Annotated in this window: 24 protein-coding genes; 4 read left to right on the top strand and 20 right to left on the bottom strand. The window is 62.5% G+C overall.

All coding sequences use genetic code 11. The features are described from left to right. Nucleotides 1-13 precede the first annotated feature (13 nt). Entirely contained in the window at nucleotides 14-2,731 is a 2,718-nt protein-coding gene (gene mutS, locus CFB17_RS01550; RefSeq protein WP_243389662.1) for a DNA mismatch repair protein MutS, read from the top strand. On the opposite strand, the gene CFB17_RS01545 is transcribed toward mutS, so the two are convergent. Beyond that, nucleotides 2,688-3,305, bottom strand: coding sequence for a ribonuclease HII (locus CFB17_RS01545; protein WP_088559627.1), 618 nt, complete (start codon nucleotides 3,303-3,305; stop codon nucleotides 2,688-2,690). The two genes, mutS and CFB17_RS01545, sit on opposite strands and share 44 nt — an antisense overlap. An 82-nt stretch (nucleotides 3,306-3,387) precedes the next feature. On the opposite strand from CFB17_RS01545, the gene CFB17_RS01540 reads away from it, so the two are divergent. Continuing rightward, on the top strand, nucleotides 3,388-3,747 hold the full coding sequence (locus CFB17_RS01540) for a DUF423 domain-containing protein (protein WP_243389661.1): 360 nt from the start codon (nucleotides 3,388-3,390) through the stop codon (nucleotides 3,745-3,747). On the opposite strand, the gene CFB17_RS01535 is transcribed toward CFB17_RS01540, so the two are convergent. Continuing rightward, entirely contained in the window at nucleotides 3,733-5,094 is a 1,362-nt protein-coding gene (locus CFB17_RS01535) for a hypothetical protein (protein WP_088559625.1), read from the bottom strand. The two genes, CFB17_RS01540 and CFB17_RS01535, sit on opposite strands and share 15 nt — an antisense overlap. Nucleotides 5,095-5,185: 91 nt before the next feature. Continuing rightward, nucleotides 5,186-6,520: a phosphoglucosamine mutase gene (gene glmM / locus CFB17_RS01530; protein WP_088559624.1), complete on the bottom strand. Its 1,335-nt coding sequence runs from the start codon at nucleotides 6,518-6,520 to the stop codon at nucleotides 5,186-5,188. A 108-nt stretch (nucleotides 6,521-6,628) separates the two neighbouring features. On the opposite strand from glmM, the gene CFB17_RS01525 reads away from it, so the two are divergent. Then, on the top strand, nucleotides 6,629-6,910 hold the full coding sequence (locus CFB17_RS01525; RefSeq protein WP_165769366.1) for a hypothetical protein: 282 nt from the start codon (nucleotides 6,629-6,631) through the stop codon (nucleotides 6,908-6,910). Between the two features lie 2 nt (nucleotides 6,911-6,912). Here the strand turns inward: CFB17_RS01525 and CFB17_RS01520 are convergent, their stop codons facing one another. The 11 genes from CFB17_RS01520 to CFB17_RS01470 form a co-directional block, all read right to left on the bottom strand. After that, nucleotides 6,913-7,839 (bottom strand): nitrilase-related carbon-nitrogen hydrolase, encoded by a 927-nt coding sequence (locus tag CFB17_RS01520; protein ID WP_088559622.1) that lies wholly within the window; start codon nucleotides 7,837-7,839, stop codon nucleotides 6,913-6,915. Further along, nucleotides 7,836-8,180, bottom strand: a complete 345-nt coding sequence (locus CFB17_RS01515) for a hypothetical protein (protein WP_088559621.1) — start codon at nucleotides 8,178-8,180, stop codon at nucleotides 7,836-7,838. Before CFB17_RS01515 ends, CFB17_RS01520 begins: the two co-directional genes overlap by 4 nt. A gap of 391 nt (nucleotides 8,181-8,571) precedes the next feature. Then, nucleotides 8,572-10,932: a xanthine dehydrogenase family protein molybdopterin-binding subunit gene (locus CFB17_RS01510; RefSeq protein ID WP_088559620.1), complete on the bottom strand. Its 2,361-nt coding sequence runs from the start codon at nucleotides 10,930-10,932 to the stop codon at nucleotides 8,572-8,574. Beyond that, the gene (locus CFB17_RS01505; RefSeq protein WP_088559619.1) at nucleotides 10,929-11,429 is read right to left on the bottom strand and encodes a (2Fe-2S)-binding protein; all 501 of its coding nucleotides are present in this window, start codon (nucleotides 11,427-11,429) and stop codon (nucleotides 10,929-10,931) included. The genes CFB17_RS01510 and CFB17_RS01505 overlap by 4 nt, the downstream gene beginning before the upstream one ends. Nucleotides 11,430-11,433: 4 nt before the next feature. Next, nucleotides 11,434-12,291: an FAD binding domain-containing protein gene (locus tag CFB17_RS01500; RefSeq protein WP_165769365.1), complete on the bottom strand. Its 858-nt coding sequence runs from the start codon at nucleotides 12,289-12,291 to the stop codon at nucleotides 11,434-11,436. Between the two features lie 56 nt (nucleotides 12,292-12,347). Next, entirely contained in the window at nucleotides 12,348-13,727 is a 1,380-nt protein-coding gene (locus CFB17_RS01495) for an acetyl-CoA carboxylase biotin carboxylase subunit (RefSeq protein ID WP_088559617.1), read from the bottom strand. Nucleotides 13,728-13,729: 2 nt separating this feature from the next. Beyond that, the gene (locus tag CFB17_RS01490; RefSeq protein ID WP_088559616.1) at nucleotides 13,730-13,972 is read right to left on the bottom strand and encodes a biotin/lipoyl-containing protein; all 243 of its coding nucleotides are present in this window, start codon (nucleotides 13,970-13,972) and stop codon (nucleotides 13,730-13,732) included. A gap of 15 nt (nucleotides 13,973-13,987) precedes the next feature. Then, nucleotides 13,988-15,307, bottom strand: coding sequence for an aspartate aminotransferase family protein (locus CFB17_RS01485; protein ID WP_088559615.1), 1,320 nt, complete (start codon nucleotides 15,305-15,307; stop codon nucleotides 13,988-13,990). 3 nt (nucleotides 15,308-15,310) lie between these two features. Then, nucleotides 15,311-16,387 carry a phosphotransferase gene (locus CFB17_RS01480; protein ID WP_243389689.1) on the bottom strand — a complete coding sequence of 359 codons (1,077 nt, stop codon included), beginning with the start codon at nucleotides 16,385-16,387 and terminating at the stop codon, nucleotides 15,311-15,313. A gap of 1 nt (nucleotide 16,388) precedes the next feature. Continuing rightward, a complete protein-coding gene (locus CFB17_RS01475; RefSeq protein WP_088559613.1) occupies nucleotides 16,389-17,369 on the bottom strand; it encodes a 5-oxoprolinase subunit C family protein in 981 nt (326 codons plus the stop codon). Beyond that, nucleotides 17,366-18,232 carry a 5-oxoprolinase subunit B family protein gene (locus CFB17_RS01470; RefSeq protein WP_165769363.1) on the bottom strand — a complete coding sequence of 289 codons (867 nt, stop codon included), beginning with the start codon at nucleotides 18,230-18,232 and terminating at the stop codon, nucleotides 17,366-17,368. Before CFB17_RS01470 ends, CFB17_RS01475 begins: the two co-directional genes overlap by 4 nt. Nucleotides 18,233-18,472: 240 nt before the next feature. Between CFB17_RS01470 and CFB17_RS01465 the strand changes: the two genes are divergently transcribed. Further along, complete coding sequence (locus CFB17_RS01465) at nucleotides 18,473-19,138, top strand: GntR family transcriptional regulator (protein ID WP_088559611.1); 666 nt, start codon at nucleotides 18,473-18,475, stop codon at nucleotides 19,136-19,138. 24 nt (nucleotides 19,139-19,162) lie between these two features. Here CFB17_RS01465 and CFB17_RS01460 read toward each other — a convergent pair whose 3' ends face one another. The 6 genes from CFB17_RS01460 to pxpA all read right to left on the bottom strand — a co-directional run bounded on the left by CFB17_RS01460 (nucleotide 19,163) and on the right by pxpA (nucleotide 25,545). Then, nucleotides 19,163-19,903, bottom strand: a complete 741-nt coding sequence (locus CFB17_RS01460; protein WP_165769362.1) for an ABC transporter permease — start codon at nucleotides 19,901-19,903, stop codon at nucleotides 19,163-19,165. Nucleotides 19,904-20,012: 109 nt separating this feature from the next. Continuing rightward, the gene (locus tag CFB17_RS01455) at nucleotides 20,013-20,936 is read right to left on the bottom strand and encodes an ABC transporter permease (RefSeq protein ID WP_088559609.1); all 924 of its coding nucleotides are present in this window, start codon (nucleotides 20,934-20,936) and stop codon (nucleotides 20,013-20,015) included. A 68-nt stretch (nucleotides 20,937-21,004) separates the two neighbouring features. Further along, nucleotides 21,005-22,201, bottom strand: coding sequence for an ABC transporter substrate-binding protein (locus tag CFB17_RS01450; protein ID WP_088559608.1), 1,197 nt, complete (start codon nucleotides 22,199-22,201; stop codon nucleotides 21,005-21,007). A gap of 30 nt (nucleotides 22,202-22,231) precedes the next feature. Further along, the gene (locus tag CFB17_RS01445; RefSeq protein ID WP_165769361.1) at nucleotides 22,232-23,320 is read right to left on the bottom strand and encodes an ABC transporter ATP-binding protein; all 1,089 of its coding nucleotides are present in this window, start codon (nucleotides 23,318-23,320) and stop codon (nucleotides 22,232-22,234) included. A 27-nt stretch (nucleotides 23,321-23,347) separates the two neighbouring features. After that, the gene (locus CFB17_RS01440; protein WP_133063809.1) at nucleotides 23,348-24,358 is read right to left on the bottom strand and encodes a hypothetical protein; all 1,011 of its coding nucleotides are present in this window, start codon (nucleotides 24,356-24,358) and stop codon (nucleotides 23,348-23,350) included. 455 nt (nucleotides 24,359-24,813) lie between these two features. Continuing rightward, nucleotides 24,814-25,545: a 5-oxoprolinase subunit PxpA gene (gene pxpA, locus CFB17_RS01435; RefSeq protein WP_207761885.1), complete on the bottom strand. Its 732-nt coding sequence runs from the start codon at nucleotides 25,543-25,545 to the stop codon at nucleotides 24,814-24,816. Nucleotides 25,546-26,482 lie beyond the last annotated feature (937 nt).

The raw sequence follows: 26,482 nt of genomic DNA, 5'->3' as shown, positions 1-26,482 counted from the left end.
AAGCTAGGGAGTGATGGACAAGGAGGCAACCGCGGAGAGCGCCGTCCGCATCGATGAGGCCTCCAGCCCGATGGTGGCACAGTTCCTGGAGCTCAAGGCAGCCCATCCGGGCACCCTCCTGTTCTTTCGCATGGGCGATTTCTACGAGCTTTTCTTCGAGGATGCGGTGGCGGCAGCCCCGGCTCTCGACATCGCGCTCACCAAGCGAGGTCGTCACCAGGGTGCCGAGATCCCGATGTGCGGCGTACCGGCCCACAACGCCGAACCCTATCTCCACAAGCTGATCAGGAAGGGGTTCAAGGTCGCCGTCTGCGAGCAGATGGAAGACCCGGCTCTGGCCCGGAGGCGCGGCGGCCGCTCGCTCGTTCGCCGCGAGGTGGTGCGAATCGTCACACCAGGCACGCTGACCGAAGACAATCTCCTGGAGGCACGCCGCCATAATTACCTGGCGGCATTGGCCCGTAGCGGTGGGCGTTGGGCGGTGGCCTGGATCGACATCTCGACCGGCGAATTCCTGACGGAGGCCGTCGACCTCCGCTCACTCCCAGCACTCCTTAGCCGCATAGCACCGGGGGAGATCGTCCTTGCCAGCCGGCATCTGCAAGAAGCCGACTTGATGGCGGCCCTTGCCGACCACGGCCATCTGCTGAGCCCGGCCCGGGATGGCGCCTTTGAGAGCGACGACGCGCTCCGCCGGCTGCAGCAATTCTTCGACATCGTTGCGCTCGAGGCTCTGGGTGACTTCACGCGCGCCGAGATCGCCGCGGCCGGCGCCCTTCTCGACTATGTCGAGATCACCCAGAAGGGCGCTTTGCCCCGCCTGGGCAGGCCGAGCCGCATCGATCCCGAGAAGGTCTTGAAGCTGGATCCGGCAACGAGGCGTAACCTGGAGCTCGACCGCTCGCTCTCCGGCGAGCGATCGGGCAGCCTTTTGACCTGCATCGACCGAACGATGACGAATGCGGGCGCGCGGCTCCTGGCCGAGCGGCTGGCGGCCCCCCTGGTCGACATCCCGGCCATCCGGGAGCGTCAGGACCAGATAGCCGCGCTGGTGGATGACAGCCACCGCAACGAAAGGCTGCGCGGCATCCTCAAGAGCTGCCCCGATCTACAGCGGGCACTCTCGCGCGTGAGCCTGAAGCGCGCCGGTCCGCGCGACCTTAAGGCCATCGCGGCCGGCCTTAAGGTCGCAGCCGAGCTGCAAGCCAGCGAGGCTGGAGAGGACGCGATCGCGGTGCTTCTGGCGGCCCTGCCCGACACGGGATCGCTGGCCGACCTGTTGAATCAAAGCCTGATCGACGAGCCCCCTTTCATCGCCCGGGACGGCGGTTTCGTCCGCGAGGGTGCGCTCCCCGAGCTCGACGAGACCCGGAGCCTTCGCGATCATTCGCGGCGCCTGGTCGCCGCGCTCGAGCAGCGTTATCGCGAATCGACCGGCATCGCGACCCTCAAGATCCGCCACAATTCGATGCTGGGTTATTTCATCGAGGTCGGCGCCAATCACCGCTCCCGTATTCCGCAAGATTTCGTCCAGCGCCAGGGCATGGCCAACGCCGTCCGCTTCAGCACGGCGGAGCTGAGCGAGCTCGAGCACAAGGTGGCCAAGGCTGGCGAGCGGGCGATCGAGCTTGAGCTTGCGCTCTTCGAGCGGCTCGCGGCCGCTGTCATGATGGCAGCCGAGGCGATCGCAGCCACGGCCAGGCTCCTAGCCGAGCTCGACGTCGCTTGTGCCCTGGCCGACGTGGCAAGAGCGCTGCGCTGGACCCGGCCGCACCTCGTGGAGGAGCCCGTCTTCAAGGTCGAAGGCGGCCGGCATCCCGTGGTCGAGTGGGCCCTGGCACGCGAGCGCGCCAGCTTCGTTGCCAATGATTGCTGCCTCGACGAGGAGAGCCGCCTTTGGCTGATGACCGGGCCCAACATGGCGGGCAAGAGCACATTCCTGCGCCAGAACGCGCTCATCGTCGTCCTGGCGCAGATGGGCTCGTTCGTTCCCGCCGAACGGGCCGTCATCGGCCTCGTCGATCGGCTCTTCTCCCGTGTCGGAGCCGCCGACGATCTGGCGCGTGGCCGCTCGACCTTCATGGTGGAGATGGTCGAGACGGCGACGATCCTGAACGCCGCCGGGCCGCGCAGCTTCGTCATCCTGGATGAGATCGGCCGCGGCACGGCCACCTATGACGGCCTGTCGCTCGCCTGGGCGGTGCTCGAGCATCTGCACGACGTCAATCGCTCGCGGGGCCTCTTCGCCACGCATTACCACGAATTGACGGCTCTCTCGGCCCGGCTGAAATCGCTGGCCGCCTGGACCATGCGGGTCAAGGAATGGAAGGGCGAGGTCGTCTTTCTGCACGAGGTTACTCGCGGCACCGCCGATCGCTCCTATGGCATCCATGTCGCCAAGCTAAGCGGACTGCCACCCCTCGTCGTCCGTCGGGCGGAGCAAGTGCTCAAACGACTGGAGGAAGGCGAGGCACGCGCCGGACCCGCCAGTCTTGTCGATGACCTACCACTCTTTGCCCTCGAAGCCGGGGAATCGTCACCCGCGACCCTGCCGGTTCAGGCAGGGCAATCGGTGATGACGGAGAGCCAACTGGTCGAGCCGCAGGCTGAGATCCTGGCGGCGCGGCTCTCTGCCGTCGAGCCGGACGACCTGACGCCGCGTCAGGCCCTGGATCTCGTCTTTGAGCTCAAGCGACTTCTGCAAGAGGCAAAATTGCCCGGAGCGGCCTGAGGGCCGAGGCGGCCGCGCGCACGGGCGCGAAGCTCTGGCGATGGTGCACGCAGGGCCCGAGGCTGCCCAGGCCCTCCAGATGCTCCCTGGTGCCGTAGCCAACATTGCGCTCGAAGCCGTAACCGACATAGCGGCCGGCCAGCCGAGCCATCAGACGGTCACGACAGACCTTGGCGACGATCGAGGCGGCACCGATCGACATCTCCAGCGCGTCCCCGCCGACGATGCAGCGGCTCTCGCAGGCGAAAGTCGGGCCGCGATTGCCGTCGATCAGCAGCAAGGTCGGGGCGACCGGCAGGCGGGCGACCGCCCGGCGCATCGCCAGATAGGTTGCCTGAAGGATGTTGATCCGGTCGATCTCGACGGCCGAGGCGGCGCCGATACCGACATAAGCACTCTCGAGAATCTGGCGGGCCAGTAGCTGCCGTCGCTGGGCCGGCAGCTTCTTGCTGTCGTCGATGCCCGGAATAGGCGTCCGCAGGATCACGGCTGCGGCAACGACGGGACCTGCCAGCGGCCCCCTGCCCACTTCGTCAATTCCAGCTATGAGTGAGCGGCCGTCTTGAACGGGCATCGTCCCCTGCCAAGGCTGCTTTCAGGGCGTCTTGTCGCCTTGAAGGCCAAAAGCCACAGAATGCCATATGGAGCAACCCGGGTTGGACCACCTCTCTCTTCAGGGCCGCCTTACGGCCGTACTGGCGGCATTGTTGGCGGCACTCTCGGTCGGTGGCGGCGCGTTTGCCGCTCATGCGATGAGCGGCGATGCCCGAGCCCAGCATCTTCTTGGCACAGGCGCAGCCTATGGGCTCTGGCACGCGCTGGCGGCTCTCTTCGCGCTCTCGCTGGGCGCGGAGACGATAGGACTGCTCTTTACCCTGGGCGTGCTGCTCTTCAGTCCCAGCCTGTTCGGCCTGGCCCTGGGCGCACCGCCGATTCTGGGGGTGATCACCCCCATCGGTGGTACAGCCTTCATCCTGGGTTGGCTGCTGCTGGCCTGGCGGCTATGGCGTCGGTGAGGCTACGATTGACGCCGCCGGTCCATCGAGGCCGCCAGCCCGGTGCAGGAAGGCGCGCAACGCCGGGGCGTCGACCGTCTGGCGCGTCTTGGCGTTGGTGACCATACCGGTCACGATGCCCTCGCCCGAAAGAAGCGGACGGCCATTCACCGCCTCCGCGCGCTGCAAATAGGCGGGTGCTCCCCGAGGGGTCTCGCTCAGGGCCAGCGGTCGTCCCGGCATTTGAACGTAGATCATGGCCAGCCCCGAGCTGTCGTCGCGACGGTCGACCACGCCATAGGTACTGGCTCCCCGTTGATCCGTCACCTTGACGAGCGACGTATCGCCGATGAGAGAGCTCGCCGTGACGATCTTGTCCTCGGTGACGTAGAAGCCCTGCCCCTCGCTCGCCATGCCGTCGACCGCGACGAGGCCCTGCGGCATGGTCGCGGGAGCGACGACGACGGTGCTGTCGGCCCGCTCCGGTGATGCGGTCCCCTCAAAGCGGGCAATCACGGCCGGGAGGCCACCTTGCAGGCGTGTTTCTTCCGCCAAAGCTGTGGCGAACGGGCGAAGAGCCGCATCGAGAGGCGGGAGGGGTGGCGCCTCCAGCCAGCGATCGATCTCGGCACGGTCAAGGAAGCCAGGCTCGCCATCGTGGCGTCCAAGATCGGTCGGCGCCAGGTTGTCGGCGATCTCGAAATGCCGCGTTTCGGTAAACGGCATGGCGCGCAGGATGGCTTGCCCCGTGCGTGTGTCGAGAAGGGCCAGATCGACCTTGGCCGACTTGCTGCCGTCCACACCCTCGAGCGAGAGCGTGTAGGGGACGGGCTCGCCCTCGTCCAGATAATGTGGGGTCGAGCGCAACTGCTGCCGCAGCTGCGAATCGCTTGGCCGGAAAAAATAGGCGGCACCATCCCAGATCGTGCCGACGGCTTGCGTCAACGCGTCCTCGCTGCCGGCTGCGTCGATATCGGCCTGACGCTCACGCTCCGCCAGCGCGTCCTGCACGGCCTGATAATCGGGATTGATCCGCCGGCCATCGGGGTCGACATAGCTCGATTCGATCGTCCGGTGACTGGCAACGACCACCTTTGTCGTCATGGCCGTCGCATCGGCGCCGATCGCAAGGACACAGGGTGCCTCGGCCTTGCGCTGCTGCGACGGCACGGTCACGACCTCAAGCAGCGGACGTCCATCAGGCCCGACGGGGATGGCTTTCGCCTTGGACGCCACCGCGGCAACGCGCCTGCAATCGCTGTCGGCCGCAAGCGTCGCCGGCTGCGGTCCCGTGGTCGAGGTGGCAGTGCATGCGGCGGCCAGAAGCGCGAGCCCGATCCCCGCTCCGGCGCATCTGCCAGTGACCATCCCGCCCCTCCGTAGCCGCGCTTATCGCGTCGATAGCAGGAGATATACGCCTATAAGTAGAAACCATCCAAAAGATAGTTAATCTTAAAGCTCAGTGAAGCGCGCCGCGAATTTCGTCGATCACGGCATCGAGCAAAGCCGGGTCATGCGCCTCCACCATGATGCGAAGCAGGGGCTCCGTGCCGGATTTGCGCACGACCACCCGGCCATTGTCGCCGAGGCGGCGGCGCTGCGCCTCGATCGCGCGGGCAATGGCGCCGCTCTCGAGATCGACAGGGTTGGTAAGCTTAACATTCACGAGGCGCTGCGGCACGGGCTCGAAGATCCGCGCAGCGGTGCTGAGCGGCCGATCCTCTGAGCGCAGCACAGCCAGGACCTGGAGGGCCGCCATGAGGCCGTCGCCGGTCGTGGCGAAATCACTGAGGATGATATGGCCGGATTGCTCGCCGCCGATATTATAGCCTTGCACCCGCATCGCCTCGACGACGTAGCGATCGCCGACCTTCGTACGATGAAAGTCGAGGCCGAGGCCACGCACGAAGGTCTCCAGGCCGAGATTGGACATGATCGTGGCAGCGATGCCGCCTCCTTGCACCGCTCCGGCCTTGAGCCAGCTTTGCGTGATCATCCCCAAAACCTGATCGCCGTCGACGAGTCGCCCCTGCTCATCGGCAAGGACGAGCCGGTCCGCGTCACCATCCAGGGCCACGCCGAGATCGGCATTATGCTCGACCACGGCCGCGCGCATGGCTTCGGGCGCCGTCGAGCCGCATGCCGCATTGATGTTGAAGCCGTTCGGCTGGTTACCGATGCGAACGACGTCGGCCCCTAGCTCCCAGAACAGATCGGCCGCCATGCTGTAGGCGGCACCATTGGCAGCATCGACGACGATCTTGAGCCCCTGAAGAGTAAGATGACGGGGAAAGCTGTTCTTCAGGCTCTCGACATAGCGCCCGCGCGCATCCTCGATGCGCTGCGCCCGGCCGAGATCGGCGGCACCGGCCAGGCCGATCCGGTCATCCGCTGCCATCAGCGCCTCGATCTCCAGTTCGATTTCGTCGGAGAGTTTGTAACCATCCGGGCCGAACAGCTTGATGCCGTTATCCTCGAAGGGATTGTGGGAGGCCGAAATGACGACGCCGAGATCGGCCCTGAGCGAACGGGTCAGGAAAGCGACGGCCGGTGTCGGGATCGGGCCAGTCAGGATTACGTTCATGCCAGCCGATGTGAAGCCCGCCGTCAGGGCCGGCTCGAGCATATAGCCGGAAAGCCGGGTATCCTTGCCGATCACGACCCGATGCGCGTGATCGCCGCGGCGAAAGAAACGGCCAGCTGCCTTGCCTAGGGCCAGCGCGGTCTCGGCCGTCATGGGCTCCGTGTTCGCTGTGCCCCGGATGCCATCGGTGCCGAATAATCGTCGTCCCATCAGGGCGTTCCTTGGCTCGCTTCGTTGTGGCGGAAACATCCTGATACGCTTTTGCCACGTTTAACCATGACCCGGAAGAAACCTTGGTTCATCTGAAAGGTGATGTTGTTGGAGATGGAAGAAGGCACCGGTGCCATGGGTGGCAAGAACAAGGACAGTGCGGGCGACGGTAACGGGCCGCTTATCGAGGGCAGCTATTTCGTCGCCGAGCAAGGCTACGCACCGGAAGACGCCAACGAACGGACCGAGGCTGTGCCTACCGGCACTCACCTCGCACCCCGCGAATTCCGACCCTACGCGCCCCCCGAGCCGGTAAGCCGCAATACGCGACATCACCGCCGTTCGGGTCGCATCCTCTCCAATGGCAAGCTCTTCGATATCGAGGCCTGACATCAGTTCGGACAGATCGGCGGCTCGTTGAGCCGAAGCGATTCGGCCGACCAGGCGCCCAGCCACACCTCGCCCCCCGCCTTGCGTGCTGCATGCAATGCCCGCAGGGGCACGCGTGCGATCAGACAGCGACCGGCCCCCTCCGTCCGATCGGCAGCGGGCTGCTCGGCCAGGATCCCGGTATGGCCGAAGGCCGCCTCGCAAGGCAGATAGATGGCAGCGCCGGAGACATTGCCACGTTCGCCCTGGACCGGAACCGGCCCGACACCGCCCACGGGCGCCACCGCGCAGAAGAGCTCTACGGCCCTGGCCTTGGCACAGCTGAAGACACGGGAATGACCCGACAACCGACCAGTATCGGAAGGGTTCAGAATGAGGTCGATGTCCAAGCCCTGCAGGCGGGCCCCGAGAGCAGGCTGCTCGATGTCGAGGCAGATGACCACGGCCAGTCGCCGACCGCGCCACGTGATGAGCGTCACCTCGTCGCCCGGCACCAGCGTCCAGGCTTCGGGATCGCGTTCGTCGGGCGTCAGGCTGAGCTTATCCTGAGCCAGGACTTGACCTTCGGGCGTGAAAATCCAGGCCCGGTTGCGATAGCCCTGGTCGACGGCAACCGGCACCGTGCCGGCCACGAGCAGCATGTCGAGCCGAGCGGCCTCGCGGGCGAGTTCCGGCAGGATCGCCTGCGCCACTTCGGCCATCCAGGCGATCTCGGCCGTCTCCGCCAGCCCGGCTGGCGCAAAGGTGAGCCAGGATTCGCAGACATATTCTGGCATGACCATGATGTCCGCCTGCCGCGCCCGAGCGGCCCGCATCTCGGTCTTGGCGGTCTCGATGAAGGCTTCGGCCGAGGCCGGCGCCAATCCCATGTTCATTGCCCAAAGGGCGACCGTCAGGTCGCCGGGCGTCCGCTGCTTGGTCGTACTCATTCGCTCCCGGCCGCCTTCTCGTCGATCTGCTGGCGCAATGCGCCCAGTTTTTCCTCGATCACGAAAGCCGGTACATAGCCTTGCGGCACCTCACCACCCCGCTCCCGGCTGAGCTTGTCGAACCTGCCCTGTGCGTCGCTCAGGCGCTCCCGCGCCTCGTCGAGCTTCGACTGCAACAACAGGCTGTCGACCGCATCCAACTCCTGCTGCAGGCTATCAATTTCCCGTCGCGCTTCAGGCGACGGTTCGGCGGGTCCCAATTGCGGTGCTGGCGGCGGCGGCTCGCTCGCCGTCTGCGCATGCCCGGCATTGATGGCCAGGAATGAGGTCAAGAAGGTCAACAGGAACAGAGGTCTCGTCGGACGGCGCAAACGGCGGACTCCGCGTAGGAACGGCAATGCAGCCATGACATACCGCACTGCCGAACCGACTGACAATCGCCGAGGAGCCATCGTGCGCCCTGCGCCCATCCCGAGCGGGCGCAGACACCCCCGAGCGCCATGGGAGGAAATCGATAAAACGATATGATGATTGCAATATCGTTTGCGATTCGCGCCTGCACCTAAAAGCGGCGGCCAATCGGTATTACGCCACCATGGATGGCACCCAAGACGCATTGGAGCAGATCGTCGACGACAATCGCGTCTTTTAGGTTCTCGAGCGATACATCAAAAAGATGCGCCAACTTCCGCATTGGAAGGCGAGCTCGTTGATTTACGCCGATACGCGGCCTCACTTGAGAATGTTATCTGACCACTTGCGGCTGATGTGCGGGTGTTCGAGCATTTCTTCAAAGCCTTCGACCAGACCGAGGACCCTGGATGCCACCAGAGGCAACTGCTGCACTTTTTTGCCGGTCGCGTTGGCAATCGCGCAGGCCATGGTGGCGCCGCCGTTCATGATGGCGACCTCGGCCACGCCCTTCGTGCCCAGAGGCCCACAGGACGGGGCTCCCTCAAAAAGATCGATATCCACCTTGACCGCATCCTGAGCGAGCGGAATGTGATAGGTTTCGAAGCCGGTCTGCTCGATGGCGCCGGACGGGCCGATGGTGATCTGTTCGTGCAGCCCGTAGCCGATACCCTGGATAACAGCCCCCTGGATCTGGCCTCGCACGGCACGCGGATTGATTGCGCGCCCGACGTCCTGCACGACCCGGTAGGCGAGTACCTCGACCTCCCCGGTCTCGGGGTCGACCGCGACCTCGCCCTCATGAACGACGAAAACCGGCAGATCCATCGCGTCGAAGAAATGCCCGGCGGCGCAGCCTGGCATAGCTTTCGCCGTTCCCGGCGCGGTAAAAGAACCGGAGCCTGATATCGGTCCCTGAGTCTGTTCGGCGCGCGCGATGACTGTTTCGATCGCCGTCCCCGAGCCGGGACGGCCCTCAATTTCGACTCGGCCATCTCGCAGGACGAGATTCTCTGGCTTCGTTTGGAGAAGTTCGGAAGCCGTCTCGAGAAGGCGCTTGCGCACAACGGCGCAAGCGGCGGTGGCTGCCGATCCCATTGAGACAACGGTCCGTCCGCCACCTGTCCCCATGTCGTAGCCTGCGGCGTCGGTATCGGCACCCTTGACGATCACTTTGGATGGATGAATGCCGAGATTCGCCGCAACGATCTGCGGCACCCCTTGCGTGATCGAGCCGGAGCCGATCTCAACGCTCGCGGTGATCAGGGTAGCCGATCCATCGGCGTTGAGGTTCACCGTCGCGGTCGAAGGACCCACGAAGATATTCCAGGTCCCCACGGTGGTTGCGCGGCCATAGAGACGACCGGCCGCTCGATGTTCCTGGGTCCCGGTGCTGGCCCGCAGGGCTTCCATCCGCTCCAACATCGGGCCGAGCACGTCGCCTTCAAAGACTTGACCCGTCGAGCCGAGATCCTGATCCCGCAAGACGTTCTTTTTCCGGAACGCCATCGGGTCCATACCGATCTTCTGGCAGATTTCGTCCGTATGCCGCTCCAGCGCGAACGCATTGTAGGCGCCATTGCAGGAACGGAAGGCGCCGTTCGGCGGCGTGTTGGTGTAGATGACGCGCGTGGAGAAACGCGCAGCGCCCAGCCTGTAGCTCGCGCCCAGCGTATGCGCCGTCATGGTGGACAGAAACACCTGTTCGCCGCCATAGGCGCCCGCGTCCATCAGCACCACGCCCTCGCGGCCGGCGATCGTGCCTTCGGGCGTGATGGCCGAGCGGATCCAGATATCGGCATTTTCGCGGCAAAGGCAGGTGGTCGTTTCCTCCTCGCGTGAATTGACGAGAGAGACGCTGCGGCCTGTCTTTCGCGAGAGGATCGCGGCCATTGGCTCGATCGAGCAATCGAATTTCAGTCCGAAGGCGCCGCCGACCGGCGGAACGGTGACGCGAACCAAAGAGGAATGCACGCCCAGGACTTTGGCGGTGACGGCACGGACGGTCCAGGGAACCTGCGTCGAGGTGATAATGTGATAGCGTCCGTCCTCATAAGAGGCCAGCGCGCCGCGCGGCTCAAAGGGCATGTGGCTCTGCCTGCCGACCCGAAAGCAGCTTTCGACGATGGTCACATCCGGGCGCGCGAAAGCGGCGTCCACATCGCCGCGCAGCACCTTTGCCTCCCAGGCAATATTGCCCGCCCGTGCCACGCCATCGACGATGCACTCGTAATTCTTCCAGTCCGGATGAAGGATGGGCGCGTCCGGGGCCAGGGCATCAGCCATTGAAAAGCAGGCTGGCAGGTCCTCCAGTTCGAGCAAGACGGCATCGGCTGCGGCGCGCGCCTGTTCCAACGTGTCCGCGGCGATGGCGCAGATGGGTTCCCCCGGATAGCGAATGCGATCGCGCGCGAACAGCGGCTGGTCTTGAATACCGATGCCATGCAGTTCCGGTGCGTCCGCAGCCGTGGCAATCGCGCGCACGCCACGCATCCGCGCGGCTGCGGAAACATCCAGCCTGACGATTTTCGCAGAGGCCACCTTGGCTCGCACGATGACCGCGCGCAGGGCATCGCTCCCGGCCATATCGACCATGTAGCGTGTGCGCCCCGTCAGCTTGTCGCGGGCATCGCGGCGCGGAAGATCCATCACCGCAGTTTCTGGATCAATTTTGACGCTCATCGCTCGCTGACCTCCGGCACGGGGGGCTGGTCTTCGGCTTGCTCCGTCGGACAGATCGAGAGCACCGCGTCGACGATACGCTCGTAACCGGTACAGCGACACATATTACCGGCAAGCGCCTCCTTAATCTCAGCACGTCCAGGCATGGGATTGCTCCCCAGGAAATGCGTCAGCGTAATCACCATGCCGGGAAAGCACATACCGCATTGCACGACGTCGTGATCGAGAAAAGCCTGCTGGACCAAGTTGAGTTCGCCGACCGGTGCCATGCCTTCGATCGTCGTGATCTCAGCGCCTTCAAGAAGGCCGACCGGTCGTTGACAGGAGGGCACAGGCTCACCGTCGATCAAAACCGTGCAGGCACCGCAAAAGCCGCCGCGACAGACGCTCTTGGTGCCTGTCAGACGAAAGTCGCCACGTAACACGTCCAACAAAGGCGTACGTTGGTCACCGCCGAATGTACGTTCCTCGCCGTTGACAAAAAACTGTACGTCCATGTGACTACCTCATCTCTGCACGAACTTGCGCGAAGGCCCGCCGAACCATGGCCGGGAGCACCTGCACCCGGTACCAGCCGGGCGCATCATGCGCCGAGCGGGGCGTCAACGTAGTCGAAAGCTTCCGGGCAAGCTCCCCCATGGCGACAGGATCCGGCTCGCTACCCCGGGCCTCGTCCTCGAATTCCTTCCAGCGCCGCCCATCCTCCTCCACCGCGCCGACAGCAAGTCTGAGATCGGCGATACGCCCCGATGCATCCATCCCGACTGAAAGACTGACGATGCAGACAGGATAGTCGCGCATGGGGACCCGGACATGCGCCGAAATCCGGGCGTTGCGTGCAAAGCGGACGCCGGTGGTCAGATACCGTCCGGGCTTACGTCGAAAGGCCATGAACTCCGACAAGTCGAGTTCCAGCCGCCGCCTGCCCGGCAGGGCGAGACAGACCGTCGCGTCGAGGACCATCAACGCCGGAACAAGATCGGCGGCCGCGAACCCGACGACGCAAAGATTACCACCGACGGTGGCCAGCCGCCGGATCCCCGGATTGGCGGATTGATGCGCCGCCAGCGCCAAGCAACGCAGATCGGCGCCGCTGGGAAGCGAACGCGCTATCAGGTCGTGGGTTGCCATGGCACCGAGGTGGATCGGGTCCGAATCGAAGTCGTACTCGCGAAGCTCGGCGATCCTGTTGAGCGCAACCAGCCTCGGCGGGATCGGCTCGTAACGGGTCGGGCCGCGCATGATCCAGGTCGCCCCAGCAATCGGCACCGTCTCGATGTCGGATGCCGCTAGGATGTCTAGCGCCTCATCCACGCTCTCCGGCAAGGCCATCGTATCGCGCGGGATGTTCCGGCTCATCGTAGGCATACGCCTTTCTTGCTGACTGTTGGTCAAACCCTAGACCACGATACGTGTCATGAGGTCGGCTGCCCGAAACGTGGCGCACGAGCAATCCAGTCCTCGAGCCATTGGGTCGATACCGCGCCGGAAATGACATCCGGATCTCGCACGAGCATGCGGTGAAGCGAAAGGGTGGTCGGCTTCGGCCCGACGAAGGTGGCATCAAGCGCCTGCTTCAGCCTTTCGATGGCGGCAGGCCGGTCCTGCCCCCAGGCCACGAGCTTGCCTAGAAGCGAATCGTAGAAGGCCGGGACCGTATAGCCTGCATAAATGCCGGTATCGAAGCGCAGCCCGCTGCCTTCCGGCACCACGATTTCCTCAATCCTGCCCGGCGAGGGAAAGAAAGAGCGGCTGGGATCTTCGGCGTTGATGCGGATTTCGATCGCATGCCCATTGATGCGGATGTCCTCCTGCCGCAGGCCGAGTTTTGCGCCGCCGGCGATCAGCAGCATCTCGCGGACGATATCGATGCCGGAGATCATTTCCGTCACCGGATGTTCGACCTGAATCCTGGTGTTCATCTCGATGAAATAAAAAGCGTTGCGGTGCGCATCGTAGAGATATTCGAGGGTTCCGGCGCCGCTGTAGCCGACCGAGGCGGCAAGCCGCACGGCAGACGCGCAAAGCTCCGCCCTCAGGTCGGCGGGCAGCATCGCCGCAGGGGCTTCTTCCCAGACCTTTTGGCGCCGCCTTTGGATCGAACATTCGCGCTCATGAAGGTGCACGAAGGTTTCGCCATCGCCGAGGATCTGCACCTCGATATGCCGCGCATTCTCGATATAGGCCTCGATATAGACTCCGCCGTCGCCAAAGCCTGCCAGCGCCTCGGCACGCGCGGCCTGCAAGGCCTGATCGAGTTCCTCCTGACTGCGCACGATCCGGATGCCGCGCCCACCTCCGCCGGCCGCGGCCTTGATCATCACCGGATAGCCGATCGTCGCCGCCACGTCGAAGGCCACCTCGATAGTCTCGATCCGGCCATCACTGCCCGGCACGACGGGCACCCCCGCCTTGATCGCGCTGAGACGCGCATTGGCCTTGTCGCCCATTTGCTCGATCGTCTCCGGCGACGGGCCGACGAAGACCGCCCCCGCCGCAGCAACGGCCCGGGCGAAAGCGGCATTTTCGGACAAAAACCCATAGCCGGGATGCACGGCATCGGCGCCGCTTTCGGCAAGCGCAGCAAGGACCCGTTCGACATTCAGATAGGACTTGGTAGCGGGCGCCGGACCGATCTCAATCACCTGGTCGGCCATTCTCGCCGCGAGCATGTCGTGATCCGCCGTGCTGACAACCTGCACGGTCGCAATTCCGAGTTCTCGCGCGGCGCGAATGATTCGAACGGCGATCTCGCCACGATTGGCAATCAGAAGCTTGCTGATTCCAGTGGACATGGTCAGCCCTCGATCTCGCAGACGGCCTGATCCGGTTCCACATTCGCCTCGTTGTCGACAAGATAGCGCACGAAGGTGCCCGCCGCTTCCGCCTCGACGGGGAGGAACGACTTCATCACTTCGACGAGCGCCACCGTTTCGCCCGCCGCTACGGCGTCACCTGGCTGTTTGAAGAGAGCCGCACCCGGGGTGGGACTCAGGTAGAGAATGCCTGGAACAGGCGGGACAATCTGTATGATGGCCATGGCGAGCACCTCGGTTCAGGAAAGTCGCGACAGCACGAGGCTGAGCTTGCTGATAAAGAAGTCGGCATTTTCGCGGGTGAAGATCAAAGGCGGGCGAATTTTGAGCACGTTCGCCGCCTTGGCGCATGCCGAGATCAGGACCTGTTCGTCGCGCATCTGATTGACGATGGCGGAGGTCAGCGCGGCGTCGGGCGTACGGGCGAGCGGATTGCCGACGATCTCCACCCCGATGAACAGGCCAGCACCGCGCACGTCGCCGATCAACGGATAGTCTGGCTGTAGAGCGCGGATTCCTTCGCGCAGATAGGCCCCGACGGCGCGCGCGTTTGCCATCAAGCCATCGTTCTCGATCACGTCCAGGACGGCATGTGCTGCGGCCATTGCCACGGCATTCCCGCCGAACGTATTGAAATAACGCCCGTTTCTTCCGAACTCTTCGAGAACAGCGTGGCGTGCCGCCACACCTGCGACAGGGTATCCGTTACCCATAGGCTTGCCCATGGTCACGATATCTGGGACCACGCCGTGGCGCTGGAAGCCCCACATCGCATCACCCGTCCGCCCGAATCCTGATTGGACTTCGTCGGCGACGTAGAGCCCTCCGGCCTCCCGAACAGCCTCGACCGCTCCCTTCAGGAAGCCTGTCGGCCCATCGAAGACTCCGTCGGAGGAAAAGATGCCGTCGCAGATAAACATTGCCGGCTTGATGCCATGGCGCTTGAGATCGGCGATCGCCGAACGGACATTTTTCTCAAATTCGGCCGCGACATCTTCCGAGCGATAGCTATCGGGAGCGGGAACCGTCCTCACATGGCAGCCCAGATCAACCTTCTCGCCGAGCGAAGGCGAGAATTCCGACACGGCAAGGGTAATGCCGTGATAGGCGGTCTCGGTGACGATGATGCCCGTGCCGCCGGTAAAGGTACGGGCGATGCGCAGTGCCAAATCGTTGGCCTCCGAGCCCGTGCAGGTAAACATCAAATGTTCGATCTCGGGTGGCATCGTGGCAAGCAGCCTAGCCGAGTAATCGAGAATAGATCCGTGCAGGTACCGCGTATTGGTGGCGAGGGTACCGGCCTGCCTGGCAATCGCTTCGACCACATGGGAATTGCAATGGCCGATCGAGGTGACGTTGTTGTAGGCGTCGAGATAGGCGGTGTCCTCGACATCATAGAGCCAGACGCCCTTACCGCGCACCAGATGTAGCGGCTTTTGGTAGAACAGCCGGTAGGCTGGGCCGAGCAAAGCCTTACGTCTTGCAATCATGGCCTCTGTTTCCGGGGACAATGGAGTCTCCCCTTCCACAAAGGCATTTACCATCGCCTCTTTAAGCATTTTCTATTCCAGTCCTGCCGAGATCAGGAAAGCTTCGGTAACGGTTTCTCGCGGAAGCAACGCGAAGCGCTCCATTCCACTTCGGGCCGCGCCGTTGTTGCGCAGGATGTAAGCGGCGTTTTGCGGATAGCGCGCCGCGCGCCAACCAGTGATCGCAATGGTCGTCATCAGCCGAGCGACGATCAGATCACGCAGTAATTCCACCTCCGCACGCTGAAGAGGCGTTTCCGCCGAATAGGCTGCCAGCATGGCGCCAAGATCGCCAAGCGGGTCGCCGTCCGCCGGCAGCAGATAGGAGGCCCCCACCGCCACATCGATTGCAAGATAGGTGTTCACCATGTCGCCAAAGTCCAACACGCCGGCAATCCGCGATGGATCCGTCGGGGACATTAGGATGTTGTGATGATTGAAATCGTTGTGGATGACCTGACGGCGCAGCCGTACGAGCTTGGGCTTTGTCACTGCCGTGAAGCGATAATGCTCTTCCTCGAGCTGGTCGCGCAGCGCATCGGCGGGCAGTGAACGGATCAAGGGCTTCAGCCGGTCGGCATTTTGGATATCCCAAAGGATCGCGTGGGTCGCGCCCGGGTGGTCATAGCTTCGCAGCGCTCGGCCGAGACGCGCCAACATGCGGCCGATCTGAGCCGGGATGCCTTTCGACATGCCAACACGGTAGAGTTGCTTGCCTTCGATCCAGGTCAACAGCCGAACGATGCTCCGCCGACCGTCGGACAGCGGAACATCCAGCTCGAAGCGGCCCTCCCGCGATGGAACAAGTCTCGGAACCGACAGGTCCGGATCGACACGCTCCAGCCAGCGCAAGGCCTCGGTCTGGAAATTCGTGAACTCGGGTTTCTCCGCCGGATTCGAAATCTTCAGCGTGTAGCCCTTGCCCTTATCGGAAGTGATGTGAAAATTCGCATCGCGCTCGCAGGCCAGGTTTTCGACCTGGCCCTCGATACCCCAGAACCGCCGGACGAGGTCCACAGCCTCCCGGTCGGTGACCGGTGGCGGAACACTTTCCAGCAGACCGGCGAAAAGCGGGTCATCAAACGAACCGCTGGCGACCTCGGTCGTCATATCAGACACGATCAAGTACCTCGGGACTGGACATAGCATTGAACTCGGCACGCAGCCGCGCAGCCTGATCCCGGTCGATCCTGCAAAAGCGGAGCGTCTCGCCCGGCCTTGCCTGGCCGAGCTTCCAAAGCGCGGCGCTCGCAACGGTGAAAGGGTTGATGAAACCGCCGGTCGAGGGCGAATCGAAAACAAGGATGATCGGCGTCTGGCCGGCGAGGTTAACCGCACCCAGCGGGTAGCCATGGTCGATAATATTTGACGGATGCGACCCGTGGGCGTCGTCTTTATCCAACGCGCGCGCCGAGAACGCGAACTCGGGACCGGTCAGCCTTATGCCTGTGCGGTTGCTCTTGGCCTGGACTTTCCATTCGGCCGCGAAGAACGTGTCGACCGAGGCTGGATCCAGCCAGTCATCATTGGGGCCGGCCAAGGCCTCGATCTGCCAGATACCATTCGCAGCCATCATCGGGCGGCGCTCTTGCGCCACATGCAGGATCGTACCGCCAGCGTCGCTTTCGCCAAGCTGCAGGACGTCGTCACGCTTGAGGGCGCTGCCGCCGACGCCGGCCATGTGAAAGACAGCGCGTGATCCCAAAACGGGCGGCGTGGCGATCCCGCCAGAGACCGCGATGTAACTCCGCGCTCCGGTCAAGGCGGCCGAAAGCTCAAGCGTCTGACCGGCGGCGATGGCGATCGTCGTCCACATCGGGATCGGCGTGTCATCGAGCTTGGGGCGCATATCGGCGCCGGTTATCGCAATCAGTCCGGCCGACTCAAAACGGAGTTTCGGCCCGAGAAACTGACATTCAAGTGCCGCTGTGTCGCGCCTGTTGCCGACAAGAAGATTGGCCAGCCGGAACGAGCGCGCGTCGAAGGGGCCGGAAATCGGGAATCCCTGCCCCAGATAGCCGATGCGGCCCGGAAGCTCCTGAACGGTGGTCTCGAGCCCCGGCTTGAGAACGGTAATCTGAGCCGTTGTCATTTGGCTTTCCCTGAACGGGCAGCGGACCATTCGAGATAACGGTCCACGGCGAAGACCTGATAATCGACGATGTCGTGGCGAAAAGTTCCCTCGGCCACGTTCGCCTCGACATGCGCGTATTCCTCGAGCGTCACCGGAACGAAGCGGACGCGATCGCCGGCCTTAAAGAGAGCGGGGCTGTCGCGGAAATCGAACAATCTCTGCGTGCCGTCGTAGATCGGGGCGGGCGTATGGCCGATGAGTTGATAGCCCCCGGGCGTACGATCTGGATAGATGCAGGTAAGTGCACCGCCGATGGCGACTGCGCCTTTCGGCGTCCAGGTCCGTGGCGGATTGTATTTCGGCGCAACGATGCGTGCCTGCGGATCAAGCGGCAAAAGCGAGCACAGGCCAGGCCAGAAGCCGAGCGCCGCCACCCAGTATTCCGTCTGGGAATGGCGGCGCATCAGACTGGCCCTGTCCGGCAGGTCATTTGCCGCGCAGACGAGTTCGGGGTCCGGTTGCTTCTCCGGATAGGTCCCGCAGTAATCGTCTATGCATTTAGTCGTCTGCGGATCGAAATAGGCGACGGGGATCGATATCAGCCGGCTGGGCAGCGAGCCCTGGACGCCCGATCCGACGGCCGCATGGATGCGCCCGATCTCGGCTGTGAGATCCTCATACGTCATCCGGTCGGGATCGTAGTTCACCTGGAAAGATGCGAGTTCGGGAATGATGTCCTCGATTGCGGCGATCCCGGCCTCTCTCACCGCTGCGACCAGGCGATGCACGATGAAATTCACCGTGAAGTCCATCCCGTCCCCGATTTCCACCTCGATTGCCCGATCGCCGCCCGGATAGAATTTTGGGGAATCATGCAGCATCCGATCGCTCTCCATCTTGCCCTGGCACCTGCGAGAAAGTGCCGGCAACGCGTCCATCGCCCGTATATGATATATAATACCTCGTCAATGCGGTTTCCTTTGACGAACGGAGTGAGAGCATCAGTTGACACGGACCGGCCTCTTCCATGGAAGGGAGTATATGATATACGCTCTCGCACTCCGGTTGGGTTTTGCCTTGGAAGCAAGGCGCGGGGACAACGATAGAAAGACCTGTTTTTCATGGCGAAAATCGAGCATCAGCCGCTGAACGACCGTGCCTATCAGGAGATCCGCAAAGGTCTTACCACCGGCTTGTTCGCACCCATGCAACCCTTGGTCATCCGTACCCTGGCCACCAGTTACGGCATCTCGGCCACGCCGATTCGCGAGGCGCTGCAGCGGCTGGTGGCGGAGCGTCTTCTGGTCGTTCTGCCCAACCGTTCGATCGTGGTGCCACGCATGACGAAGGCACATTTTCTCGAACTGCTGCAGATTCGCGTGGCGGTCGAGGGCCTGGCAGCGGAACTGGCGACGCCTAAGCTGACGGCCAAGGATTTCGTCAAGTTTGACAAGTTTCTCCAGCGCATCGCGACAACGATCGAGACCTCCGACGCGAAGGCCTATCTGTCGCTGAACAGAGACTTTCATTTTGCCATTTACGAAAAGTCGGAAAATCAGGAACTGCTCCACATGGTCCAACACCTGTGGCTTAAAGCGGGACCCGTTTTTACCCGGCTATTCGACGACGATGACTATCGCCATCAGGCCAATAACGAGCACGCGAATATCATCGAAGCCCTCAGCAGGGGCGACGCCAAAGCGGCACGGGCCTCCGTGGAGATGGATCTGACGGCAGCGGCAAATGTGCTGGTGAAGTTCCTACCGGACGACGAGAGCGAGGATTGAGCGCCTCATTTGCCGTCGTCCCTCTCAAACCTTGTTGAGTCTTGAGAACAAAAGCCAGAACACGCCACACAGCAGCGGCAGCGAGATCAACAGCACGATCGAGGCGAGAGCGAATATGACCGGAACCTGGCTTTGCTGGGCGGCCGCCTGAATCCAGCTCCAGACAGGCATGGTCTCGGATGTTCCGCGCAGAAAGATCGAACGCATGATTTCATTGAATGACATCAGGAACCCGAAAAGGCCGGCGCTGACGATCCCCGGCATCAGGAGGGGGAACTCGATATCGCAGAACACGCGCCAGTTGCTGGCGCCCAGATCCTTGCCGGCCTCGATCAGGCTGCGGTCGAACCTCAGTGTCACCACCAGCATGATCAGCAAGGAAAATGGGAAGGCCCAGATGTAATGGCCAAGCGCGATGCTCCAGAAGCCGAGCGGCAGGCCAAGCACCGCGCCGATGAAGATGAAGAGTGCCGCTCCCATGGACATGCCGGGCACGAAAAGCGGCAGGACGAACAGGACGAGTACCCATCCCGATTTGGATATCCTCGCCACCGCGCGTCCGACCACCGTCGCCGTAACGGCGCAGATAAGTCCGATTATCGCCGCGATGAGAAGGCTGGCCGCCATCGGACCGTGCCATTGCGGATTGCCCAGCAACGAACCGTAGTGACGCAGGGAGAACGGGCCGGGAATGCCTGAGAGCGGATCGTTCGACGCTGACAGCAGCACCAACCAAAGGAGCGGGAAATAGATCAGGGCCAGCATGGCGATACCGCACCATTTGCCCAGTTGCGGCCAGAAAGCCGAATAGCTGGCCTCGAGTTTGATCGTCCGTGTCGCAGGAATGGATTGCATCTGGGCCACTTCCAGCAGATCAGGATTTGAGAGTGAGGCTGCTAAAGCCCAACATGCGCATCAGCGGATACATCAGAGCGAGAAGGACCAGAAGCAGAAGGATGACGAACGCGGAAAGGGCCGCGACGACCGGATAGCGCAGTGCGGTGTAGGCGCTCTCGATTGAATTGGAGAGCAGGTTGACGAACCCGCCGCCCAGCATGCCGGGCTCAACCCAAGCCGCAAGTGCGGATCCCATGGTGAAGACGATACCCGCGAGAACCCCCGGCAGTGACAACGGGAGAACTACACGTGTCAGCGTTTGTCGGGGCGTGGCGCCAAGATCCTTGCTCGCTTCCAGGAGCGTGTCGTCGATCAGGCTGATTGCAAGGTAGGCTGGGAGCACCATGGTTGGATAGAGGGCGACGATCAGGCCGAAATGAACCGAAAATTCTGAGTAGAGCAGCCATTCGACCGGGTGTGCCACCAGTCCGGTATGCATGAGGATCGTGTTGATGAGCCCCGCTTGGCCGAGGATGGCGCGCCAGATGATCGTTCTGGAAGAGGTGTCCAGAAAGAAAGGGATGGTGAGCATGGCAAGATAGATGGCCCTCGTCGCACTTCGCATGCGCGCCTTCGCCAACCAGAGCGCGAAAGGATAGCCAAGCGCAAATTCAATCAACGTGACAGTAAGCGCCAGGCGCAGGGTGCGAAAAGCAACCTCGAAACGTCCGGAGGAAAACAGGCCGATCCACGTATCAAGCGTCGGCTTGTAGACGGTCTCGTAATATTCCGTGGTGAAGAAGCTGAAGGCAAACAGGATCACCAGCGGCAGCACCACGATAAAAATCCAAGCGACGAGAATAACCACAAAGGCAATGTCTGTGCGCGACAGGGTTCGACTGATCCCTTTGAGGAAGGAATCCCCCGCTCCCGCCTCCGCAAGGTTAGTTTGCGTGGTCATGATATTCTCGTCTCGCTTTTAATATCGTGCGGTACACGGTCGTAGCCCGTGTACCGCCGTCGCTACGATCAGGCGTTGAGGAAACGCTGCCATTCCTCTTCCATCGCCGACGCGTTCTTCGGCGTGGTGAACGACACATACGGCTTCGTGAACTTCTTGCGGACCTTCTCCTCGGTCGCCTTCAATGCCGCAACCTCGTCGGCGGACCAGCCGGACTTTTCGGCATATTCGACAGCGAGGTCCAGGTTCGGCCCGCCGTAACCCCGGTCACGGGCTTGAAGTGCGTGGTATTCACCGCCAAGGAAATAGTTCAAAACCTTGTAGATGTTGTCGCCGTTGCCACGGGCGATTGCCTGGGCCGAGATATAGGCGGCAATACCCCACTTGTTGTAGCCTTCTTTGGTATATGCGTAGAAGACGGTATTCGGCCCAAGAGTATTGTTAGCTTCGCGAACAGCCGGTTCCCAGCAGTTGATGACGTCGACCTCTTTATTGGTCAGCAACTGGATCTGCTCTTCGAACGCATCGTAGAGAGTGCGGAACTGACCAGCCTTCTTACGCTCGATAAGAAAATCGGCGACCGTCTTGGCTTCGGCGGGCGTCAGATCGGCAAGATTGCCGAAGGTTGCACCCTTCGATTGCAGGTAGAGTGCCGCAGTCCCCATGGAATAGGCATAGACCTTGCCATAGGCGACACGTCCGTGTGTCTTCTCATCGTCGAAGACCAGCGACCAGGACAGTTCCTCGGTGCTGCCGGCCGGAACGCCCACCGCTGCGGGGAAGTAACCGAAACTGTCGGCGTTGCCGATCATCGGCACGCCCCACTGGTTGCCGTCGGGATCGACAGCCAGCGGCGAGCGCTTCCAGTCGTCCGAGGTGCGCTGCCAAAGGGTCAGTTCCGGGTGCTTTTCATCGAGGCGCGCATAGAAACCCTTCGGCCCGAGGATGTTCTGCGTCCCCGATTCGAAGGTGAAGATGTCCATCTCCTTGCCGATATCGGAGGCCATGATATCGCGCATGAAGACGCCGACGTCATTGTTGGCACCGCTAAGTTCGCAGGTGATGCCGATGGACTTCTCCATCGGCGTCCAATCCTTCAGCGCCGAGGTCGGAACGCCGTAGGCCTTGACCGCCGGGGTAGCTGCAGATGCCGCCTTGGGCATGACGCCAGCCAGCGCCGCAGCACCCGCCGCCGCTCCCACGTACCCCAGCAGCGATCGACGCGTCAGCTCGATCTGCGATGTCGTTGAAAATTTATCGTCCATTCCAAGTTTGCCTTTCTAAATATTTCGTATTCATTCACTGATGCGGCTGAAAATCACCGCATCTGCCGGCTTCCAGCCCACACGCGCGATGTCCTCGGCCTCGGCGTGGGACCCGTGCCAGCTTCGCAGCCTGAGCGCCCCGGCCGCGGTATCGACGACGACGTCGGTATATTTTCCGCGATAGATGCGGGAACGGACGGTTGCCGGCACCGAGTTCGGATAGTCGGCGTCCGCCGGCCCGATCCGTTCAGCGCGGATCGCGAGGCCGATGCCATCGCCGGGCGCAAAGGCGCCTTCGGCCAGCATCCCTCGCACCTGAACGCCGCCTGGAAGCTCGATCAGGCCGCTCTCTTGGTCGCGCGCGATCAGCCTGCCCTCAAGGATGTTCTCATACCCCATGAAGTCGGCAGCAAACCGGCTCACCGGTCGATCAAAGAGCGTGAGCGGTCGGCCGCTCTGCACGATGCTCCCATGCCGCATGAGGATCACCCGGTCGCTCATCGTGAGCGCCTCTTCCTGGGAATGGGTGATGTAGACGAAGGTCATGCCGAGCGAACGTTGCAGATCCTTGAGCTCGACCTGCATGTCCTGACGCAGACGTTCGTCCAGGGCGCCGAGCGGCTCGTCCAGCAGGAGCACAGCGGGCTTCGTCACCACAGCGCGCGCCAGCGCCACTCGCTGGCGTTCTCCGCCGGAGAGCTGGCGGATGCCGCGTTCGGCCTTGGCCTCAAGTTGAACCATGGCAAGTGCCCGGCGGGCCTCCCGCAAAGCGTCACTCGGGTTCATGTGCCGGATGCGCAATCCGTAGGCGACGTTCTCGATCACCGACATGTGTGGGAACAGCGCATAATTCTGGAAGACTGTCGTGCAGTTGCGCTTGGCGGCGGGAAGGCCCGCCACATCCTGGCCGTCGATCCGAAGCTTACCGACAGAGGTCGGCGTCTCTAGACCCGAAATCACGCGCAGCATTGTGGTCTTGCCGGAACCGGAAGAGCCAAGAATAGTCAGGAACTCACCACGCTCGGCCGAGATCGAGACATGCGACAACGCCGTCACATTGCCATAACGGTGAACGACGTCCTGGACTTCCAGCATCGCCTCTTGGATCTGCCTGTTCATTTCAACATCTTTTCGCATTCTTGCATCTCAACCACGCAGGATGGCGCCTTCCAGGCTGATCAAGCAGCCGGCAAGCGAGAGCGCCATCTGCAGAATGCCGCGCGAGAGCATGGCGGGATCGGCCATGCCGTCTGCGCTGGACGGCCTCCACGACGCGTGACGCGCACTAGACGCATTGCGTCGCAAATGGCCGAGTGGAGCGCGCAGGCAGGCTGCAATCACGGCACGCGCCGCGAACTGAGAGCTTGCAGGATTGCCTTCAAGCCGGGCTGCGATACGGTCGAGGGCCATGCCACCACCTTCGATCACACCGCCGGCGCGTGCCGAGGCGAGCGTTGCGATGAGACGGCGAACTCTGGGGGCGCTATCTTCACCCTGCGATAGGCGATCCGGATCGAGAACGAGCCGCGTCCAGCGCTGCCGCAACCGCGCTAACCGGCGGGCAGCATGCTCGCGATCGAACGCGAGATAACGATGGCGCCGGACCTCTGTTTCCAGGTAGCGCACGCGGTCGTCGATCGCCTGCGAATGGCCGGCCGGGGTAAGGAAAGCGGCACGGGTACGGTTGCGCCGGTAACCCGCAGCATGCCCGAGCATGTCCGGGCGCAGCGAATCAAGGGATGTGCCGACATGCTCGGATACAAGCACCGCACCCGTCGCTATCGCCAAATCCTCCAGCAGCTCTGCGGCGCGTGGCCCCTGGTCTTGCGGCCGGAGCGCGGCGATCCGCAGGACCTTGGCCTGGCGATTGCGTTCCAGAAGAGCACGCGCCTGCCCCTCTAATCCGCGTGCGGCGATGATCAACGCCTTGTTGCTGGTCGCAAATCCTTCGATGACCGGCACGAGCGCGCGAAAATCGGAAATGACATCATTGGCGACCACAAGAAACACGTCATCCATGGCGATCAGTTCGCCATCGAGAAGCGACTCCATCTCGATCACGAAACCTTCACCCGCTTCGATGCGATTTCCCGACCCGCTTTCCTCTTCGACCTCGACCAGTCCTTCAGACCCCGAGCACTCGAGCGCCTCGACCAACAGGGCATCAAGTCCAGCAGGAAGCGCGGTCGCCCGCAAAAGCGGCTTATAGTCTTCAAAAGGGCGGGTCTCGGCGACAAAGGCGTCGTCGACCTCGGCGCCGAGCGCCTCCAAGCCGGCCAGGATCGACTGAGGTGAGTACCCGGACTCCACGCATTTGAATCCCGCCGAGAAAGCCGCATAGGCCATGACTCCCAGCCTCGACGTTCCATCGCCAAAGGCGGTTTCAGCTTCCGTCAGCGTTTCTCGAAACAGGCGGCCCACGCTTCCGTCGCCGCAAATTCGGCGCGCGATTTCGGCGCCGGACGTCGCTCGGCGGACCGAGTTGCCTACGGCATAGAGGGCCGCCCGACCCTCGGTTCCCATTGCCCGGCCGATTGCATTTGCGGCCGGCGCCAATTCCTTGAGCAGGGATTGGCGCAAGGCGGGACCAGAAATCGTCCTAACCGCGCCCATCAGGCTGCCAACGCCCCCTCGGCACGAAGCGTCTCGAAGACCGCACGGGCAACCTCGACTGCGCCGGGCGTATCGGAGTGAACACAGATTGAGTCGGCAACCACGCGGACGTCGCGCCCCGAGACGGAGCGCGTCATGCCCTCGCGAAGAGCACGCCGCACTTTCTCAGCGACGGCAGCGGCGGAAATCGCCGGATGATCGCGCGAAATGATCTGACGGCCGTCGTCACCATAGTCGATATCGACGTAGAATTCGCAGACGAACGGGATGCCTCGGCGCGTGAACACCTCCGACATACAACAGTCGGAATAGGCGATCACCGGCAGGCCGAAGACTTCCGCCGCATCGGCGATCCCCTCGGCCACGCCGTAGTCATTCTGCGCCATGCCAAACAGCGCGCCGTGAGGCTTGATGTGTGAAAGGCTCGCACCTTCGGCCATGGCGAACGCCTGCAGCGCTCCCGTCTGGTAGACCACCAGCGCCGAAACCTCCTCGCGCGTCATACGCATCGCGCGCCGCCCGAAACCTTCGCGATCTGGAAGCCCTGGATGCGAGCCAATATTAACGCCGGCGTTCTTCGCGGCGCGCACCGTCGCACGCATGACGACCGGGTCAGAAGCATGAAAGCCGCAGGCGATATTGGCATGGGTAACAAACGGGAGACAGGCGGCGTCATCGCCAAAGCGGTAGATGCCGAACGACTCGCCCATATCGCAGTTGATAGAAGCCAAGGCGTCGCCCCTTGTCATATGATAGATGATATATCTTTACTCTGCCGGAATTTTTGTCAAGCCGGTCGCGCGCGCTTTCGCATTAATTTCAGAAGCCGGGACTTGCTGATTATTTCATCAACTTGCCGTACATTTTACCAACTTGTGCCCATTGCGGAAACACTGCTTGGGTCAGTTGCTTGTGAAGCGCGTCCGCGAATCCAATGCGACGCTTCTGACACCTGTCGAGCGCCTCGTCAGGCTGGCGCCGAACTTGCGCATCTGCGCGGCAGCGCTCCGTTCGTTGGATTAGCTCCCGCACACACTAATGTACGCTATATCCCTGCGAAATCCGCCTATGTTTGGCTGGATGTGTTTCAGAGAGCGTGTCTTTCCCGTCTGGGTAACGCCGACAAAGATCTGGGTGGCAGGATCGACTTTAGCCGTACTCAGGCCACGGATCGGTGGTACAGCGCCGGCGCATCCTTGTATCCCGCATGCGTCAATTCTGCGGGTTGATCGATGCAAGTTTGGCCCAGGCTTAACCCCTTGAATAACACCATATTGATTGGGTCTATATTGTCATCATGGCGATTTTGGACGGATCGATGAAGTATTCTCCAAATATCGTCGGCCGCTGACCGCAACCGCGTCACACGCGTTTTCGTGACCTATCCTAGCTCGCGTGGAAAAATCCGCCCCATAGGCGGAGGCAGCCATGGCAGCGCGGCCGAGAAAGCTGCGGCCGTTTGGTCGTATCGCGTGGTGACCGAACGGCCGTTCTTCGAAAGGTTGATGAAGCGCATGATGCCCAATGCGAAACACTAAAAGCGGCAAACTGACGCTATGCTCGTCGTGGCCGTGCTGCCTGCCGCCATGTTCCCGAGTTGCATCGCCGGACAGTCTTGACCGGCTTCACAGATCTCAATGCCCCGAACGGCTGATGGAAATCCATCGT

Origin of the sequence: Arboricoccus pini, assembly GCF_900187945.1 — a bacterium.
GTDB classification, from domain to species: Bacteria; Pseudomonadota; Alphaproteobacteria; order Geminicoccales; family Geminicoccaceae; genus Arboricoccus; species Arboricoccus pini.
The sequence above is the reverse complement of the archived record's forward strand: the minus strand, read 5'-3'. Positions and strand labels throughout refer to the sequence as shown.

Excerpts from the sequence above, each read along its gene's own strand:
- mutS (WP_243389662.1), top strand. The coding sequence starts at position 14 with ATGGACAAGGAGGCAACCGCGGAGAGCGCCGTCCGCATCGATGAGGCC.
- CFB17_RS01545 (WP_088559627.1), bottom strand. The coding sequence starts at position 3,305 with ATGCCCGTTCAAGACGGCCGCTCACTCATAGCTGGAATTGACGAAGTG.
- CFB17_RS01535 (WP_088559625.1), bottom strand. The coding sequence starts at position 5,094 with ATGGTCACTGGCAGATGCGCCGGAGCGGGGATCGGGCTCGCGCTTCTG.
- glmM (WP_088559624.1), bottom strand. The coding sequence starts at position 6,520 with ATGGGACGACGATTATTCGGCACCGATGGCATCCGGGGCACAGCGAAC.
- CFB17_RS01520 (WP_088559622.1), bottom strand. The coding sequence starts at position 7,839 with ATGAGTACGACCAAGCAGCGGACGCCCGGCGACCTGACGGTCGCCCTT.
- CFB17_RS01510 (WP_088559620.1), bottom strand. The coding sequence starts at position 10,932 with ATGAGCGTCAAAATTGATCCAGAAACTGCGGTGATGGATCTTCCGCGC.
- CFB17_RS01505 (WP_088559619.1), bottom strand. The coding sequence starts at position 11,429 with ATGGACGTACAGTTTTTTGTCAACGGCGAGGAACGTACATTCGGCGGT.
- CFB17_RS01500 (WP_165769365.1), bottom strand. The coding sequence starts at position 12,291 with ATGAGCCGGAACATCCCGCGCGATACGATGGCCTTGCCGGAGAGCGTG.
- CFB17_RS01495 (WP_088559617.1), bottom strand. The coding sequence starts at position 13,727 with ATGTCCACTGGAATCAGCAAGCTTCTGATTGCCAATCGTGGCGAGATC.
- CFB17_RS01490 (WP_088559616.1), bottom strand. The coding sequence starts at position 13,972 with ATGGCCATCATACAGATTGTCCCGCCTGTTCCAGGCATTCTCTACCTG.
- CFB17_RS01485 (WP_088559615.1), bottom strand. The coding sequence starts at position 15,307 with ATGCTTAAAGAGGCGATGGTAAATGCCTTTGTGGAAGGGGAGACTCCA.
- CFB17_RS01480 (WP_243389689.1), bottom strand. The coding sequence starts at position 16,387 with ATGACGACCGAGGTCGCCAGCGGTTCGTTTGATGACCCGCTTTTCGCC.
- CFB17_RS01475 (WP_088559613.1), bottom strand. The coding sequence starts at position 17,369 with ATGACAACGGCTCAGATTACCGTTCTCAAGCCGGGGCTCGAGACCACC.
- CFB17_RS01470 (WP_165769363.1), bottom strand. The coding sequence starts at position 18,232 with ATGCTGCATGATTCCCCAAAATTCTATCCGGGCGGCGATCGGGCAATC.
- CFB17_RS01465 (WP_088559611.1), top strand. The coding sequence starts at position 18,473 with ATGGCGAAAATCGAGCATCAGCCGCTGAACGACCGTGCCTATCAGGAG.
- CFB17_RS01460 (WP_165769362.1), bottom strand. The coding sequence starts at position 19,903 with ATGCTGGCCCTGATCTATTTCCCGCTCCTTTGGTTGGTGCTGCTGTCA.
- CFB17_RS01455 (WP_088559609.1), bottom strand. The coding sequence starts at position 20,936 with ATGACCACGCAAACTAACCTTGCGGAGGCGGGAGCGGGGGATTCCTTC.
- CFB17_RS01450 (WP_088559608.1), bottom strand. The coding sequence starts at position 22,201 with ATGGACGATAAATTTTCAACGACATCGCAGATCGAGCTGACGCGTCGA.
- CFB17_RS01445 (WP_165769361.1), bottom strand. The coding sequence starts at position 23,320 with ATGAACAGGCAGATCCAAGAGGCGATGCTGGAAGTCCAGGACGTCGTT.